This window comes from Nocardioides sp., assembly GCF_031422975.1.
Taxonomy (GTDB): domain Bacteria; phylum Actinomycetota; class Actinomycetes; order Propionibacteriales; family Nocardioidaceae; genus Nocardioides.
Window position 1 is genome coordinate 1 of sequence record NZ_JANPEO010000012.1, and the last position, 12558, is coordinate 12558.

The window sequence follows — 12558 nt, forward strand, 5'->3', positions numbered from 1 at the left end:
GGCCGAGCCGTCGGCGAACACCAGCGTCGGCACGGTCTGGTTGCCGTTGTTGACCTGCTCCACGATGGACGCGGCGTCGGGGGTCTGCTCGATGTCGACGACGTCGTAGGTGATCCCCTCACGGTCGAGCTGGCCCTTGAGCCGGTGGCAGTAGCCGCACCAGGGAGTGCTGTACATCGTGAAGCTCATGAGGCGTTGTCCGTCCTGACGTCTAGGGTTTCCGGTGTTCGTCGAACCCAACCATCCACCCCGGGGAGTTGTTCCGCACCGATGCCCACGCCCGAGGATCTGCTGGCCGCGCTCGACCCCGAGCAGCGCCAGGTCGCCGAGGCCATCCGCGGGCCGGTGCGGGTGCTCGCCGGGGCGGGGACGGGCAAGACCCGCGCGATCACCCATCGGATCGCCTACGGCGTGGCGACGGGCGTCTACGCGCCGACCGAGGTCCTCGCCGTGACCTTCACGACGAGGGCTGCCGGGGAGATGCGAGGCCGGCTCCGCACCCTCGGTGCCGGCGGGGTGCAGGCCCGGACCTTCCACTCCGCGGCGCTGCGCCAGCTCCGCTACTTCTGGCCGCGCGTGCACGGCCACGAGCTCCCGGAGCTGATCGACTCCAAGATCGGCTTGCTGGCCGGCGCCGCCCGCCGGCAGCGTGTCCAGGCCGACCAGGCGCTCCTGCGCGATCTCGCCAGCGAGGTCGAGTGGGCCAAGGTCAGCAACGTCTCGCCCGACGACTACGCCCGGGTCGCCGGCCAGCGGGGCCGGTCGGTCTCCCAGCTCGACGCCGACTCCGTGGCCCGGATCTACCAGGGATACGAGGAGATCAAGCGCGGCCAGACCCGGATGGACATGGAGGACGTGCTGCTCTTCGCGGCCGGGCTGCTGGCCGACGAGGAGGCGGTCGCCGCCCAGGTCCGTCGGCAGTACAAGTGGCTGGTCGTCGACGAGTTCCAGGACGTCTCGCCGCTCCAGTCGGCGTTGCTCGACCTGTGGCTCGGTGGGCGCGACGAGATCTGCGTGGTCGGTGACCCCGCCCAGACCATCTACTCCTTCGCCGGCGCCAATGCGTCCTACCTGCGCGACTTCGCGAAGAAGTATCCCGCCACCACCTCGGTCGAGCTCGTGCGCAACTACCGATCGACCCCCCAGATCGTGGGCGCGGCCAACCAGATGCTGGCCGGGACGAACAGCTTGGGCGTCGAGCTCGTCGCCCAGCAGCCGGGTGGGCCGGAGGTCACCTATCGCGCCCACTCCGACGAGGTCGCGGAGGCGGCTGCTGCCGCTGACACGATCGCGACGCTGCGCTCCGCCGGGACCACCGCCGGCGAGATCGCCATCCTGTTCCGGATCAACGCGCAGTCCGAGACGTTCGAGGACGCCCTGACCCAGCGCAAGATCCCCTATGTCGTCCGCGGCGCCGCGCGCTTCTTCGACCGGGCCGAGGTCCGGCAGGCCGTCACCCTGCTGCGGGGCACGGCGCGAGGAGGACAGGCCGACGGATCCATCACCGAGCTCGTCCAGGCCACCCTGTCCGGGATGGGCTGGACGACCGAACCGCCCGGCACCCGCGGGGAGACCCGCAACCGCTGGGAGTCCCTGCAGGCGCTGGTCGACCAGGCGGCCGAGTTCGTCACCGAGCACCCCGGCGCCGAGCTCGGTGACCTGGTCGACGACCTCGACCGCCGAGCAGCAGAGCAGCACGCGCCACTGGCGGACGGCGTCACCCTCGCCACCCTGCACACGGCCAAGGGGCTGGAGTGGGACGCGGTGTTCCTGTGCGGCATGCAGGACGGCACCCTGCCGATCACCTACGCCGACACACCGGCTGCGATCGAGGAGGAGCGTCGCCTGCTGTACGTCGGGGTCACCCGGGCCCGCAGGCACCTGTCGATCTCGTGGGCCCTGGCCCGCAACCCCGGTGGTCGCGGCTCGCGCAAGCCGTCGAGGTTCCTCGACGGCGTCGCGGAGGTCGCAGGCTCCGTCGCCGTGACCACGACCACGAGCCGAAACCGCAAGGCCCGACACTGCCGCGAGTGCGGTGGCGCGCTCTCGTCTGCCTCGGAGAAGAAGATCGGCCGCTGCGGCGACTGCCCGGCGTCGTACGACGAAGCGCTCTTCGAGCGACTGCGCGAGTGGCGGCTCGCTCGCGCCGCCGACGACAGCGTCCCGGCCTTCGTGGTGTTCACCGACGCGACCCTCCAGCTGATCGCCGAGCACCGTCCCAGCGACGAACGGGGCCTGTTGAAGATCAGTGGCGTGGGGGCCTCCAAGCTGGCCAAGTACGGCGACGACGTGCTGGGCCTGCTGTCCGGCACGGAAAAGTGAAGAAATACCCATAAAATCGTTTGCCCATTACACGGGGCAGCGGTTACTTTTGTTCCCAACGCCCGTCGCGCACCACGACCACTGACACCGGTCGGCGCCCCGAACACCCAAAGGAGGTGGACCGCATGAAGATCAACACCTGGCACCAGCCGGCCATCGCGCCGAGCTTTGGCATGCCCATCTGCGGTTCGGCCTCCGACGCTTCTCGCGTGCGCGTCGATGCAGTCCGCCCGACGGGCCTCTACCCGGGATCTGACGCCTGGAGTCCGCCGATCAGTTGAGAACACTGACCGGCTCACCTCCAGGCCGCGGATCCCCTACCGGGATCCGCGGCCTTTTCGTTTCTCGAAAGCCGCGGACCCGATCCTCAGAAGTTTCTGCACCAGCGATCAGGTCAACGAGTGGAGGTGACACACATGACCATCAGTGTTCTCGACCGCAACCGAGCCGGCGACGCCATCCAGGGTGATCTGGGCGGCCTCCACGACGCGGCTGCCCAGGTGGAAGACGAGCTGCTGCCCTGCCGCGCCAACGACGCAGAGCTGTGGTTTGCCGAATCCCCGTCCGATGTCGAGTACGCCAAGACCCTGTGCCAGGACTGCCCGGTCCAGGCCATGTGCCTCAGCGGCGCCCTTGAACGGCGCGAGCCGTGGGGTGTCTGGGGCGGCGAACTCTTCCTTCAAGGCGTGGTGATTGCGCGCAAGCGTCCCCGCGGTCGACCCCGCAAGATCGAAGCCGCAGCGTGACGCGCGACGGCACCCTTCACACGTTGAACCGGAGAACTCCTCAGCCATGACCCACACTCTCAAAGGACACGACATGTTCACCATGCACGAAGACCTGGCGCGCGCGCAGATGTCCGCGCGCCTGGGAGAGGCGCAGCAACTGCGACGTGGCCACCAGCTGGCCATGGCCCGTCGCTTGAGCCGCAAGGCCGAACTGGCCGCGCAGCAGGCGCGTCTCGCCCTCGCCCGCGTGATCTAGGACCAGCCTCGCCCCGATCGCGGGTGTTGCAGCAGAGCCGGCACGACCACCACGGTCGTGCCGGCTCTGGCACATATGGGGCCGCCCTGCGTCCGCTCGGGGCGTAGCCTGCGCTCATGCGGACGTGCGATCTCTGCGGGCGGCAGGCCGAGGAGGGCCTCACCCTGACGTGGATGACGTCGGTCGAGAACGGCCGCTCACGCACCTACTGCGAGGACTGCTCGCGCCAGCACCTGCGCGCGATCGAGGGCAAGCTCGACAGCGAGTGGTGGTGACCGGGCGACTCGCTCAGCCGGTCTCGACGTCAAGCCCCCACGAGCAACCGCAGTGCGGGTGCCTGGGCCAGTGCGTGATCTCGGGGTGCAGGGCTGCGCCGATCGTCACCGTGCTCGACCACGTCGTCGGCAGCTGACCGGCCTGCCAGGTCGCCAGGTCGCGGACCGCCCAGCCGAGGCCCACCATCAGCAGCGCCGGGTCGACATCGGCGTACGCCGCGCCCGCGCACGCAGCAGGTGGACCGGCGGCCGCGAGACAGCGCAGGCAGGCGGTGGTGCCCGGCTCGACGAACGGTCCGACGCGGACGGACTCCGCGCTGAGTCGCACGAGCAGGTGGGGCAGCGAGTCGATCGACCACAGGTCTGCTGCGGCGGGATCGTCGTGGACCGCCACGAGGAGGGCGACGCCGGCGCCGGGCGTCGGGCGCAGGCCGGCCAGCGTCAGGACGGCTGTGATGCTCGCGAGACAGGAGGGTGGCGCGTGCACCCGCGCACGGATCCCGGTCGACATGGAGGCCATGACGACACTCAAGCAACCTCGGGCCCGGCTCGCATCCGGTCATCCACAGGGCCGGCCAGCGGACGGCTCCGCCATGTCAGCGGCGACGCCACCACGAGGGGGGCGTCGCCGGCTGATCAGTCAGTGGGCGAACGTCACGCCTTGCCGAGAATGCGGTTGAGGTTGGTGCTGCAGACCGGGCAGACGGCCTTCGCCATCCGGGTGCCCTTGTCGTTGACCCTGACCTCGCCCTCGGCCTCGCGCTTCTCCTTGCACTTGACGCAGTAGAACTCGCCGCTCCAGGTCTCCGCCATGACGGCCTCCTTGTTTTTCTCGCCTCGTCACGACGGGAGTGGTGGGGAAGCCCGTCGGGGACGCACGGCGTGGCCGCTGGTCCGCTTTCGACCCTACGCCAAGCAGGCTCGCTCCCAGCCGCAACACGCGCGGTCAGTAGGCTGCCGCCCATGTCTGAGAACACGGCCAATTACACGCATCTTCGCCTTGACCGACCCTCTGCGGGAGTCGTCCGGCTCACCCTCGACAACCCCGACATGCGCAATGCGATGAGCGACGAGATGACCGCCTCGTGGGTGCAGGCCATCGACGACATCGCCACCGACCGGTCCGTGCGGGCCGTCGTGGTGACCGGCGAGGGGTCGGCCTTCTGCTCGGGCGGCAACACCGGCTGGATCTCGAGCGAGCCCGACGCGAGCGTCGACCACCTCCGCAACCGGATGGTGCCGTTCTATCGGGCCTGGCTCTCGATCCGCAAGCTCGAGGTGCCCACGATCGCGGCCGTCAACGGACCCGCGATCGGTGCCGGCCTGTGCCTCGCCCTTGCCTGCGACATCAGGTACGCCGCAACCGGGGCCAGGCTCGGGGTCCCCTTCGTCAAGCTGGGCATGCACGCCGGCATGGCCGGCACCTACCTGCTGCCCAACGTCGTGGGCCCGGCCCACGCGCGCGACCTGCTGCTCACCGGCCGGGTGATCGACGCGGAGGAGGCCTTGCGCATCGGGCTGGTGTCGAAGGTGCTGGAGAGCGGGACCTTCGAGCACGACGTGCTCGCGATCGCCGCCGACATCGCCACCACCGCGCCGATCGCGACCCGGCTCACCAAGATCGCGCTCGCCGACGGGGGGCACGCCGACTTCGAGAGCGCCCTGCAGTGGGAGTCGCTGGCCCAGCCGATGACCCTGGCCACCGCCGACCTGCACGAAGGGATCAGGGCCAGCCGCGAGAGGCGGGCACCGGTCTTCGAAGGCTCCTGAGATAGATCAGGCCCCCGGTCCGCTGGCCTCCGACCAAAGCGCTTCCCCACGCTGGTCGTGCCCGACGGGCCGAGGGCCTCATCCGCCGCCAACCTATGAGACGCCGGTTCCCGCGGTCAACGCGGGTCCCTGCACGGCTGTGGACAGACCTGTGGACAACCTGTGCAGGACGGGCCGAGAGCGGGGGATAACCGGACCCGCGGCGGGGACGAGGATGTGGGTGACACGCCCGGCCACGCGGCGTAGCGACCTCTGACCAGCCACAATGATGATGAACGGCCTGTGGAGCAAAGAAAACTGAGCAGGAGACTCGATGAGTGACTACGCCGGCGGCCCGGTCGCCGCCTTGCGGCGGATCGCCTTCCTGCTCGAACGCGCGCGCGAGGACACCCGACGGATCCAGGCGTTCCGTTCCGCCGCCGCGGTGATCCTGCCGCTGGGCGACGACGAGGTGGAGGCCCGGGCAGCGGCCGGCACGCTCACCGACCTGGCCGGCATCGGGCCGAGCACGGCCGCGGTGATCGCCGATGCCTGCCGCGGAGTCGTGCCCGCCCGGCTCGCCGCCCTCGAGGCCGAGCATGTGGGGCCACTGGCCACCGGGGGCCGTGAGCTGCGAGGGCAGTTGCGCGGCGACTGCCACTCCCACTCCGACTGGTCGGACGGCGGTTCGCCGATCGAGGAGATGGCGATGACGGCGATGGAGCTGGGGCACGAGTACCTCGTGCTCACCGACCACTCGCCGCGCCTGAAGGTGGCACGCGGGCTGAGCGCGGAGCGGCTCACCCGCCAGCTCGGGGTGGTGGCGGCGATCAACGACCACCTCGGCGGCGCCTTCACGCTGCTCAAGGGCATCGAGGTCGACATCCTCGACGACGGCTCCCTCGACCAGACCGACGAGCTGTTGGCCGAGCTCGACGTCCGCGTCGCCAGCGTCCACTCCAAGCTGGCCATGGACGCGGACGCGATGACGCGTCGGATGCTCGGCGCCGTACGCAACCCGCGCACCAACGTGCTCGGGCACTGCACCGGGCGCCTGGTCACGGGCAACCGTGGGACTCGCCGGCAGAGCCAGTTCGACGCGCGCGCGGTGTTCGAGGCGTGCCGCGAGAGCAACACCGCGGTCGAGATCAACTCGCGACCCGAGCGACGAGACCCCCCGACCAGGCTGCTGCAACTCGCCCGCGACCAGGGCTGCCTGTTCTCCATCGACTCCGACGCACACGCGCCCGGCCAGCTCGACATGCTCGACTACGGCTGCGAGCGCGCCGAGGAGGCGGGCATCGACGCCGACCGGATCGTCAACACGTGGCCGCGGGACCGTCTGCTCGAGTGGGCCAACCGTGACTGAGGTCGAGGTCCGTCGCTCCAAGCGGCGCCGGCGCACCGTGTCGGCATACCGCGAGGGCGACACCATCGTGGTGCTGATCCCCGCCTCGATGAGCAGGCGTGAGGAGGCCAAGTGGGTCGCCGACATGGTCGCTCGGATCGAGCGCACGGAGTCGCGGCGCAAGCCGAGTGACGAGGAGCTGTTGGCGCGGGCCGCCGCCCTCAACGACGCCTGGCTCGGTGGCCTGGCGACTCCCGGCAGCGTCCGCTGGGTCTCCAACCAGAAGTCCCGCTGGGGCTCGTGCACGCCCGGCGACCGGTCGATCCGCCTCTCCGAGCGGTTGCAGCAGATGCCGTCATGGGTCGTGGACTACGTGCTCATCCACGAGCTCGCACACCTGCTCGAGCCCGGTCACGGGCCGAAGTTCTGGGCGTGGGTCGACCGCTATCCCAGGTCCGAGCGGGCCAAGGGCTATCTGGCCGGCTGGTCATCCGCGGCGCGGATGGAGCTGCCCGACGGCTACGACGAGGTCGACTGACGCACCCGCGCGACGGCGGCGTCGATCAGGCGATACATGTCGTCGAACGTCGTGGGAAGTGCGCTGACCGGCCACCAGCGCACGTCCAGCGACTCGTCGCTCACCACGTGCTCGTCGTCGGGGGTGGCGGTCGCCAGGAACCGGACGTCGAGGTGGCGCACGGTGCCCCGGTCGGAGCAGAAGTCCACGGCGTGCTCGTCCAATGACAGCGGAGACGGATCGAACTCGAAGGCCGTCAGGCCGGACTCCTCCACCAGCTCGCGTTGCGCCGCCCCGGCCAGCGTCGCGTCGCCCGGCTCGATGTGGCCGCCGAAGGCGAGCCAGGCATCGGCCTTGCGATGGTGATTGAGGAGCACGGCATCGCCCGCAGGTGACACGACGATCGCCCCGGCCGTCAGGTGATCGGGGAAGCATCCCTTGAGCAGGCCGTCCGGGTGCGCCTGTAGATGGGCGACGTAGCGATCGCGCAGTGCCTCGTCGTGCGGGCTCGGTGGCCGCCAGCCCGCCAGCAGGGCGAGCGCGTCGTCGCGGATCACTCGTCGGGGGAGTCGGTGGCGTCGGTTGCCTCGGTGTCCGACGGGCCGTCGAGGAGCTCGCGCAACCCGGCGTCGAAGTCCTCGTCGGTCAGCGACTCCGGTGTCGCGGCGTCTTCGCGGAAACCGAGCGGGTCGTCCAGGTCGGCCGCCGTGGGCAGCAGGTCGGGGTGCATCCACACGCCGTCGCGACCCTCGGTGCCCTGACGGGTCCGGAGCGAGCCCCACAGGGTGGAGGCGTCGCGCAGTCGCCGGGGACGCAGCTCGAGCCCGACCAGGGAGGCGAAGGTCTGCTCGGCCGGGCCGCCGGCCGCGCGCCTGCGGCGCACGGTCTCCTGCAGCTTGGCGGCGGTGGGCATGCGGGTCTCGGTGGCCTGGGAGACGACCTCGTCGACCCAGCCCTCGACCAGCGCCAGGGTGATCTCCAGCCGCTCCAGGGCAGCCTGCTGTGCCGGCGACTTCGCGAGGTCGAAGAGCCCGCCCTCCATGGCCGACTGCATCGCCATCGGGTTGGTGGGGTCGATCTCGCGGAGCTTCTCCTCGATCCCGGCCGTGTTGATCTCGATGCCCTCGCCGTAGGCGGTGACGGCGCCGATGAGGTGTTCGCGCAGCCAGCGCACATTGGCGAAGAGGCGCTGGTGGGCGGCCTCACGCAGCGCGAGGTAGAGCAGGACGTCGTCGGTGCTGACGTCGAGCTCGGCGGCGAACTTCTCGACGTTGCCGGGCAGCAGCGCCGCCTTGCCGTCCGGGCCGAGGGGGAGGCCGATGTCGGAGGCGCCGAGCACCTCGCTCGACAGCGCACCCACGCCCTGTCCGACCTGGCTGGCGACCATCGCGCCGGTCGCCTTGCCGATCATGCCGAGCAGCGGGCCGGCTATCGCGCGGGCCTCCTCGGGCAGGGCGTTGCCGAGGGCTCCCACGGCGGAGCCGGCGATCGGCTCGACGAGTCGCTTCCAGACGTCCGTGGTCTCCACGATCCAGTCGGCGCGACTCCACGCGGCGGTCGTGGTGACTCCGGAAGGGAAGTCGGTGGCGTCGTCGAGCCAGTGGTCGGCCAGCCGCACCGCGTCCGCGACCGCATCGCGCTGGGCCTGGGTGGGCGTCGGGTCGGGCTCGTGCGCCGACACCTTGCGCGCCATGTCCGTGACGACCGCCCAGTTGACCGGGCCGTCGTGCGGCTGCATGAAGGCCTGCATCTGGTTCATCAGGGCGCTCAGGTCGGGCAGCCCACCGCCGGCGCCAGCCATCCCGCCGGCCATTCCACCGGCAAGGCCGCTGAACAGCTGCTCGAAAGGCGTGCCCTTGAACGGGTTCTGCTCGTCCGGGCCGTCGCCGGGGTCGTTGCTCATGACTCAACCGTACTCACCGTTCCCCAGTGCGATACCTACACTCGACACATGACGCAGGCCTCCCACCACACCGCCGTCCGCCTCGTGGCGATCCGCGACGAGCCCCTCGACGTCACCGAGGTGGTCGCGGCCCTGGACGACGACTCGGCCGGCGGGCTGACGCTGTTCGTCGGCCGGGTGCGTGACCACGACGGCGGCCAGGGCGTCACGTCCCTCGACTACAGCGCGCACCCCACGGCCCTCACCCAGCTGCGCGACGTCTGTGACCGGGTGGCACGGGCGTACGACGTGCACGGACTCGTCGCCGTACACCGCGTCGGACACCTGGCGATCGGCGACATCGCGGTGATCGTGGCCACGACCGCCAGTCACCGTGGCGTCGCCTTCGACGCGTCGCGGGCACTGATCGACACCCTGAAGTCGGAGGTGCCCATCTGGAAGCACCAGCGTTTCGCGGACGGTGCGGAGGAGTGGGTCGGCCTACCCTGAGCTCGTGGAGATCCTGCTCTGGCTCGTGCCGCCCGCCCTGGTGACCCTGAGCGCCATGGTGTGGGTCAGCTGGTTGGGTCGCGAGGGTCGTGGCGAGGTCGATCGGGACGTCGCCGTCCTACGCCTGCAGAGGGCGCTCGAGAAGGACCACCGCACCGCCCTGCCCGCGCGGCCGGCCCGCGTGGCCGACCGCAGCACCGGGATCGCGGTGCGGCCGACCCGCCGCTGACGGCTCAGCAGGCGTGCGGATCGAAACCGTAGGGCAGTTCGAGCCGGTGCGACTTCATCAGCGCGTCGTCGGTGAGGATGTCGAGGGTGCGGCCCTGCGCGGCGACGATGCCGTCGGAGAGCACCACCGCCCTCGGGCACAGCTGCAGCGCGTAGGGCAGGTCGTGCGTGACCATCATCAAGGTCACGTCGAGGCCGGTCAGGATGTCGGCCAGCTCGCGTCGCGAGGCCGGATCGAGGTTGGAGCTGGGCTCGTCGAGGACGATGATCTCCGGCTCCATGACCAGCACCGTGGCCACGGCCACGCGGCGACGCTGCCCGAAGGACAGGTGGTGGGGAGGGCGGTCCACGAAGTCGGCCATGCCGACCAGGTCGAGCGCGGCCATCACCCGGCGATCGAGCTCCGCGCCGCGGATCCCCAGATTGCGCGGTCCGAAGGCGACGTCGTCGCGGACGCTGCCCATGAAGAGCTGGTCGTCGGGGTCCTGGAAGACGATGCCGACGCGGCGGCGGATCTCCGCCAGGTTGTCCTTCACGACGGGGAGCCCGGACACCGTCACGGTGCCGCGTCCCGGGAGCAGGATGCCGTTGAGGTGCAGGACGAGCGTGGTCTTGCCCGCACCGTTGGGCCCGAGCACCGCCACCCGCTCACCGCGGTGAACGTGCAGGTCGACGCCGAACAGGGCTTGGTGGCCGTCGGGGTAGGCATAGGCCACCGACTGCAGGTCCAGCACGGGGGTGGTCATCGGCGCACGCTCCCGTCGTAGCCTCGCGAGATCATGGCGAGGTGCACCCGCTCGCCGCGCTCGAACGAGCGGATGAACAGCGCGCCGGCCGAGCGTCCTATCACCGGCCAGTGGCGGGGGTTGCTGGCGGTGAAGCCGCGGGACTCGCGGGCGGTCTTCATCCTGCGGAGCTCGTCGGAGACGACGTCGAGGTAACGCACCATGAACCCCATGATCTGGACGAGCTGGACCGGCACGCGCAGTCGTTCGAGCCCGATGAGCAGGTCGCGCGGATCCGTCGTGGCGGCGAGCAGCAGGCTCGCCAGCACGCCGAGGGTCGCCTTCATCACCAGACCGCCACCGGCGATGAGTCCGGGCTCGCTCAGCGACAGCCCCAGCACCGCCACCTGCGGTCCGGTGGCGACGAACGGCAGCAGCGCGGCAAACATCAGCACCGGCGTCTCGACGACCATCCGCCGCGCGAGATAGGGCACCGGGACGCCCGAGAGGGCTACGAGCACGGCGAGCAGGGCGGCGTACGCCGCGAAGGCGGGCAGCCAGGGCACGGGCGTCGCGACCACGACGAGCATGAACGTGATGAGGCCGGCGACCTTGTGATGAGCGGGTGCTCGGTGGAGTGGCGAATGGCCGTGGAAGTGGAGTCGGTGACCGTGCGGGGCGCCCATGTCACTCCCCGCCCGTCCGGGCCGGCTCCGGGGCGTGCCTGCGCAGGAGCAGCAGCAGCGAGGAGCATCCGAGCACGACCAGGCAGCCCAGCACTCCGGCGAGGCCTCCCGACAGCCGGGCGTTCCCGAGCCCGACCGTCTCGTAGCCGGCGAGCGGACCCCGGCTGGTCCCTGAGGATTGTTGGGCGCCCGAGAAGCCGAGCTCGCCGGCGACCCGATTGAGCCCGTCAGGACTGGCCGAGGCGTAGAAGCTGACGACGCCGGCGAGGGCGAGGGCGACGAGGAACCCGATCAGGAGGACGGTGCGCGTCGAGACGGCCCTCATGATGCGACCAGCCTGGTCTCGAGCTCGCGCACGGCCACCACTCGCCGGGCGCCGTACACGAGGTCGGGTCGGACCGCGACGATGCTGGCGACGACCAGGAAGGTGATCGCGGCCTCGCCGAGACCGATCAGCGTGTGGACGCCGATCATCGCCGTCAGCAACGTGTCGAGCGGGATCGGGATGACGCCCCCGAGCGCATAGAGCGCCACGAACGTCGCCGAGCTCAGCACCACCGAGACGAAGGCTCCGAGCGCGGCCGCCGGCGCGACCATGGACAGGCGCTTCGGCACGACGAGCTGGACGCCCCGGAACACGGCATGGCCGACGACCACGGTGACGATCCCCATCAAGACGACGTTGGTGCCGAGGGCGGTGATGCCGCCGTCGGCGAAGAGCAGCGACTGCACGACCAGGACCACGGTCATGCAGAGCAGGCCCGTGTAGGGGCCGACCAGGACCGCAGCAAGGGCACCCCCCATGAGGTGCCCGCTGGTCCCCCCCGCCACCGGGAAGTTGAGCATCTGGGTGGCGAAGACGAAGGTCGCGACGAGTCCGGCCAGTGGAGCAACGCGGTCATCGAGCTCTCGCCGGGCCCCGCGCAGCGCGATGCCGATCGCGGCGGCCGCCGCAGCTGCGGTGGCCACGGAGGTGGGGGCGTCGAGAAAACCGTCAGGAACGTGCATCGGTGACCTCCCGGATCCTTGTTGCACGCGATGTGCAACAACCTCAGTTCGGCGCCAACCCGCCGAACGGATTGGCCTTCGGCAAAAGAAATGTGACGTCGAACACCGTGCGCTCAGAGCTGCAGCACCGTGCGGATCACCACTCCGGCGCCGACCGCGCAGATCCCCAGTGCCGCGCCGTAGCGAAGGAAGGTGCGGACATGTCCGCCGAGGTAGCCGCGACGAAGCGCCAGGCCCTCCAGGCGCAGCACCAGGTCGCGAGCCAGCAGGCCGACCGCGGCCAGCGACAGCGCCATCCCGATGCCGAAGGCGAGCACGAGCGCG

Annotated in this window: 20 protein-coding genes; 10 read left to right on the forward strand and 10 right to left on the reverse strand. The window is 70.6% G+C overall.

The features are described from left to right. On the reverse strand, positions 1–189 hold a 189-nt coding region (locus RMO85_RS00410), incomplete at its 3' end, for a glutaredoxin domain-containing protein (RefSeq protein WP_310525747.1). Positions 190–270: 81 nt separating this feature from the next. Here RMO85_RS00410 and RMO85_RS00415 point away from each other — a divergent pair. The 5 genes from RMO85_RS00415 (at position 271) to RMO85_RS00435 (ending at position 3581) form a co-directional block, all read left to right on the forward strand. Then, positions 271–2322 (forward strand): ATP-dependent DNA helicase UvrD2, encoded by a 2052-nt coding sequence (locus tag RMO85_RS00415; RefSeq protein ID WP_310525748.1) that lies wholly within the window; start codon positions 271–273, stop codon positions 2320–2322. A gap of 125 nt (positions 2323–2447) precedes the next feature. Then, positions 2448–2603: a hypothetical protein gene (locus RMO85_RS00420; RefSeq protein ID WP_310525749.1), complete on the forward strand. Its 156-nt coding sequence runs from the start codon at positions 2448–2450 to the stop codon at positions 2601–2603. 135 nt (positions 2604–2738) lie between these two features. Then, the gene (locus tag RMO85_RS00425; protein ID WP_310525750.1) at positions 2739–3068 is read left to right on the forward strand and encodes a WhiB family transcriptional regulator; all 330 of its coding nucleotides are present in this window, start codon (positions 2739–2741) and stop codon (positions 3066–3068) included. Between the two features lie 73 nt (positions 3069–3141). Then, the gene (locus tag RMO85_RS00430) at positions 3142–3306 is read left to right on the forward strand and encodes a hypothetical protein (protein WP_310525751.1); all 165 of its coding nucleotides are present in this window, start codon (positions 3142–3144) and stop codon (positions 3304–3306) included. Positions 3307–3422: 116 nt separating this feature from the next. After that, the gene (locus RMO85_RS00435) at positions 3423–3581 is read left to right on the forward strand and encodes a hypothetical protein (protein WP_310525752.1); all 159 of its coding nucleotides are present in this window, start codon (positions 3423–3425) and stop codon (positions 3579–3581) included. A 13-nt stretch (positions 3582–3594) separates the two neighbouring features. On the opposite strand, the gene RMO85_RS00440 is transcribed toward RMO85_RS00435, so the two are convergent. Together RMO85_RS00440 and RMO85_RS00445 are read right to left on the reverse strand one after the other, a co-directional pair. Beyond that, a complete protein-coding gene (locus tag RMO85_RS00440) occupies positions 3595–4101 on the reverse strand; it encodes a hypothetical protein (protein ID WP_310525753.1) in 507 nt (168 codons plus the stop codon). A gap of 134 nt (positions 4102–4235) precedes the next feature. Continuing rightward, entirely contained in the window at positions 4236–4394 is a 159-nt protein-coding gene (locus RMO85_RS00445) for a DUF5679 domain-containing protein (protein WP_091026547.1), read from the reverse strand. A gap of 150 nt (positions 4395–4544) precedes the next feature. On the opposite strand from RMO85_RS00445, the gene RMO85_RS00450 reads away from it, so the two are divergent. The 3 genes from RMO85_RS00450 to RMO85_RS00460 all read left to right on the forward strand — a co-directional run bounded on the left by RMO85_RS00450 (position 4545) and on the right by RMO85_RS00460 (position 7216). Beyond that, complete coding sequence (locus RMO85_RS00450; RefSeq protein ID WP_310525754.1) at positions 4545–5351, forward strand: enoyl-CoA hydratase/isomerase family protein; 807 nt, start codon at positions 4545–4547, stop codon at positions 5349–5351. A 313-nt stretch (positions 5352–5664) separates the two neighbouring features. Next, positions 5665–6699 (forward strand): PHP domain-containing protein, encoded by a 1035-nt coding sequence (locus RMO85_RS00455; RefSeq protein ID WP_310525755.1) that lies wholly within the window; start codon positions 5665–5667, stop codon positions 6697–6699. Then, entirely contained in the window at positions 6692–7216 is a 525-nt protein-coding gene (locus tag RMO85_RS00460; protein ID WP_310525757.1) for a M48 family metallopeptidase, read from the forward strand. The genes RMO85_RS00455 and RMO85_RS00460 overlap by 8 nt, the downstream gene beginning before the upstream one ends. Here RMO85_RS00460 and RMO85_RS00465 read toward each other — a convergent pair. Further along, positions 7198–7752 (reverse strand): NUDIX domain-containing protein, encoded by a 555-nt coding sequence (locus RMO85_RS00465; RefSeq protein ID WP_310525758.1) that lies wholly within the window; start codon positions 7750–7752, stop codon positions 7198–7200. The genes RMO85_RS00460 and RMO85_RS00465 overlap by 19 nt on opposite strands. Continuing rightward, positions 7749–9098 (reverse strand): zinc-dependent metalloprotease, encoded by a 1350-nt coding sequence (locus RMO85_RS00470; protein ID WP_310525760.1) that lies wholly within the window; start codon positions 9096–9098, stop codon positions 7749–7751. Before RMO85_RS00470 ends, RMO85_RS00465 begins: the two co-directional genes overlap by 4 nt. 48 nt (positions 9099–9146) lie before the next feature. On the opposite strand from RMO85_RS00470, the gene RMO85_RS00475 reads away from it, so the two are divergent. Together RMO85_RS00475 and RMO85_RS00480 are read left to right on the forward strand one after the other, a co-directional pair. Continuing rightward, positions 9147–9587, forward strand: a complete 441-nt coding sequence (locus RMO85_RS00475) for a molybdenum cofactor biosynthesis protein MoaE (protein ID WP_310525761.1) — start codon at positions 9147–9149, stop codon at positions 9585–9587. A gap of 4 nt (positions 9588–9591) precedes the next feature. Then, entirely contained in the window at positions 9592–9816 is a 225-nt protein-coding gene (locus RMO85_RS00480) for a hypothetical protein (protein ID WP_310525762.1), read from the forward strand. Between the two features lie 4 nt (positions 9817–9820). On the opposite strand, the gene RMO85_RS00485 is transcribed toward RMO85_RS00480, so the two are convergent. The 5 genes from RMO85_RS00485 to RMO85_RS00505 form a co-directional block, all read right to left on the reverse strand. Further along, positions 9821–10561, reverse strand: coding sequence for an ABC transporter ATP-binding protein (locus tag RMO85_RS00485; RefSeq protein WP_310525763.1), 741 nt, complete (start codon positions 10559–10561; stop codon positions 9821–9823). Beyond that, positions 10558–11226, reverse strand: coding sequence for a cobalt ECF transporter T component CbiQ (gene cbiQ / locus RMO85_RS00490; RefSeq protein ID WP_310525764.1), 669 nt, complete (start codon positions 11224–11226; stop codon positions 10558–10560). The genes RMO85_RS00485 and cbiQ overlap by 4 nt, the downstream gene beginning before the upstream one ends. A 1-nt stretch (position 11227) precedes the next feature. Next, positions 11228–11551, reverse strand: a complete 324-nt coding sequence (locus RMO85_RS00495) for a PDGLE domain-containing protein (protein WP_310525766.1) — start codon at positions 11549–11551, stop codon at positions 11228–11230. Continuing rightward, positions 11548–12234 carry an energy-coupling factor ABC transporter permease gene (locus RMO85_RS00500; RefSeq protein ID WP_310525767.1) on the reverse strand — a complete coding sequence of 229 codons (687 nt, stop codon included), beginning with the start codon at positions 12232–12234 and terminating at the stop codon, positions 11548–11550. Before RMO85_RS00500 ends, RMO85_RS00495 begins: the two co-directional genes overlap by 4 nt. 113 nt (positions 12235–12347) lie before the next feature. Continuing rightward, a partial coding sequence (locus RMO85_RS00505; protein ID WP_310525768.1) for a hypothetical protein occupies positions 12348–12558 on the reverse strand: 211 nt, incomplete at its 5' end.

Excerpts from the sequence above, each read along its gene's own strand:
- RMO85_RS00485 (WP_310525763.1), bottom strand. The coding sequence starts at position 10,561 with ATGACCACCCCCGTGCTGGACCTGCAGTCGGTGGCCTATGCCTACCCC.
- RMO85_RS00495 (WP_310525766.1), bottom strand. The coding sequence starts at position 11,551 with ATGAGGGCCGTCTCGACGCGCACCGTCCTCCTGATCGGGTTCCTCGTC.
- RMO85_RS00445 (WP_091026547.1), bottom strand. The coding sequence starts at position 4,394 with ATGGCGGAGACCTGGAGCGGCGAGTTCTACTGCGTCAAGTGCAAGGAG.
- RMO85_RS00435 (WP_310525752.1), top strand. The coding sequence starts at position 3,423 with ATGCGGACGTGCGATCTCTGCGGGCGGCAGGCCGAGGAGGGCCTCACC.
- RMO85_RS00455 (WP_310525755.1), top strand. The coding sequence starts at position 5,665 with ATGAGTGACTACGCCGGCGGCCCGGTCGCCGCCTTGCGGCGGATCGCC.
- RMO85_RS00440 (WP_310525753.1), bottom strand. The coding sequence starts at position 4,101 with ATGGCCTCCATGTCGACCGGGATCCGTGCGCGGGTGCACGCGCCACCC.
- RMO85_RS00425 (WP_310525750.1), top strand. The coding sequence starts at position 2,739 with ATGACCATCAGTGTTCTCGACCGCAACCGAGCCGGCGACGCCATCCAG.
- RMO85_RS00420 (WP_310525749.1), top strand. The coding sequence starts at position 2,448 with ATGAAGATCAACACCTGGCACCAGCCGGCCATCGCGCCGAGCTTTGGC.
- RMO85_RS00450 (WP_310525754.1), top strand. The coding sequence starts at position 4,545 with ATGTCTGAGAACACGGCCAATTACACGCATCTTCGCCTTGACCGACCC.
- RMO85_RS00500 (WP_310525767.1), bottom strand. The coding sequence starts at position 12,234 with ATGCACGTTCCTGACGGTTTTCTCGACGCCCCCACCTCCGTGGCCACC.
- RMO85_RS00470 (WP_310525760.1), bottom strand. The coding sequence starts at position 9,098 with ATGAGCAACGACCCCGGCGACGGCCCGGACGAGCAGAACCCGTTCAAG.
- RMO85_RS00475 (WP_310525761.1), top strand. The coding sequence starts at position 9,147 with ATGACGCAGGCCTCCCACCACACCGCCGTCCGCCTCGTGGCGATCCGC.
- cbiQ (WP_310525764.1), bottom strand. The coding sequence starts at position 11,226 with ATGGGCGCCCCGCACGGTCACCGACTCCACTTCCACGGCCATTCGCCA.
- RMO85_RS00430 (WP_310525751.1), top strand. The coding sequence starts at position 3,142 with ATGTTCACCATGCACGAAGACCTGGCGCGCGCGCAGATGTCCGCGCGC.
- RMO85_RS00415 (WP_310525748.1), top strand. The coding sequence starts at position 271 with ATGCCCACGCCCGAGGATCTGCTGGCCGCGCTCGACCCCGAGCAGCGC.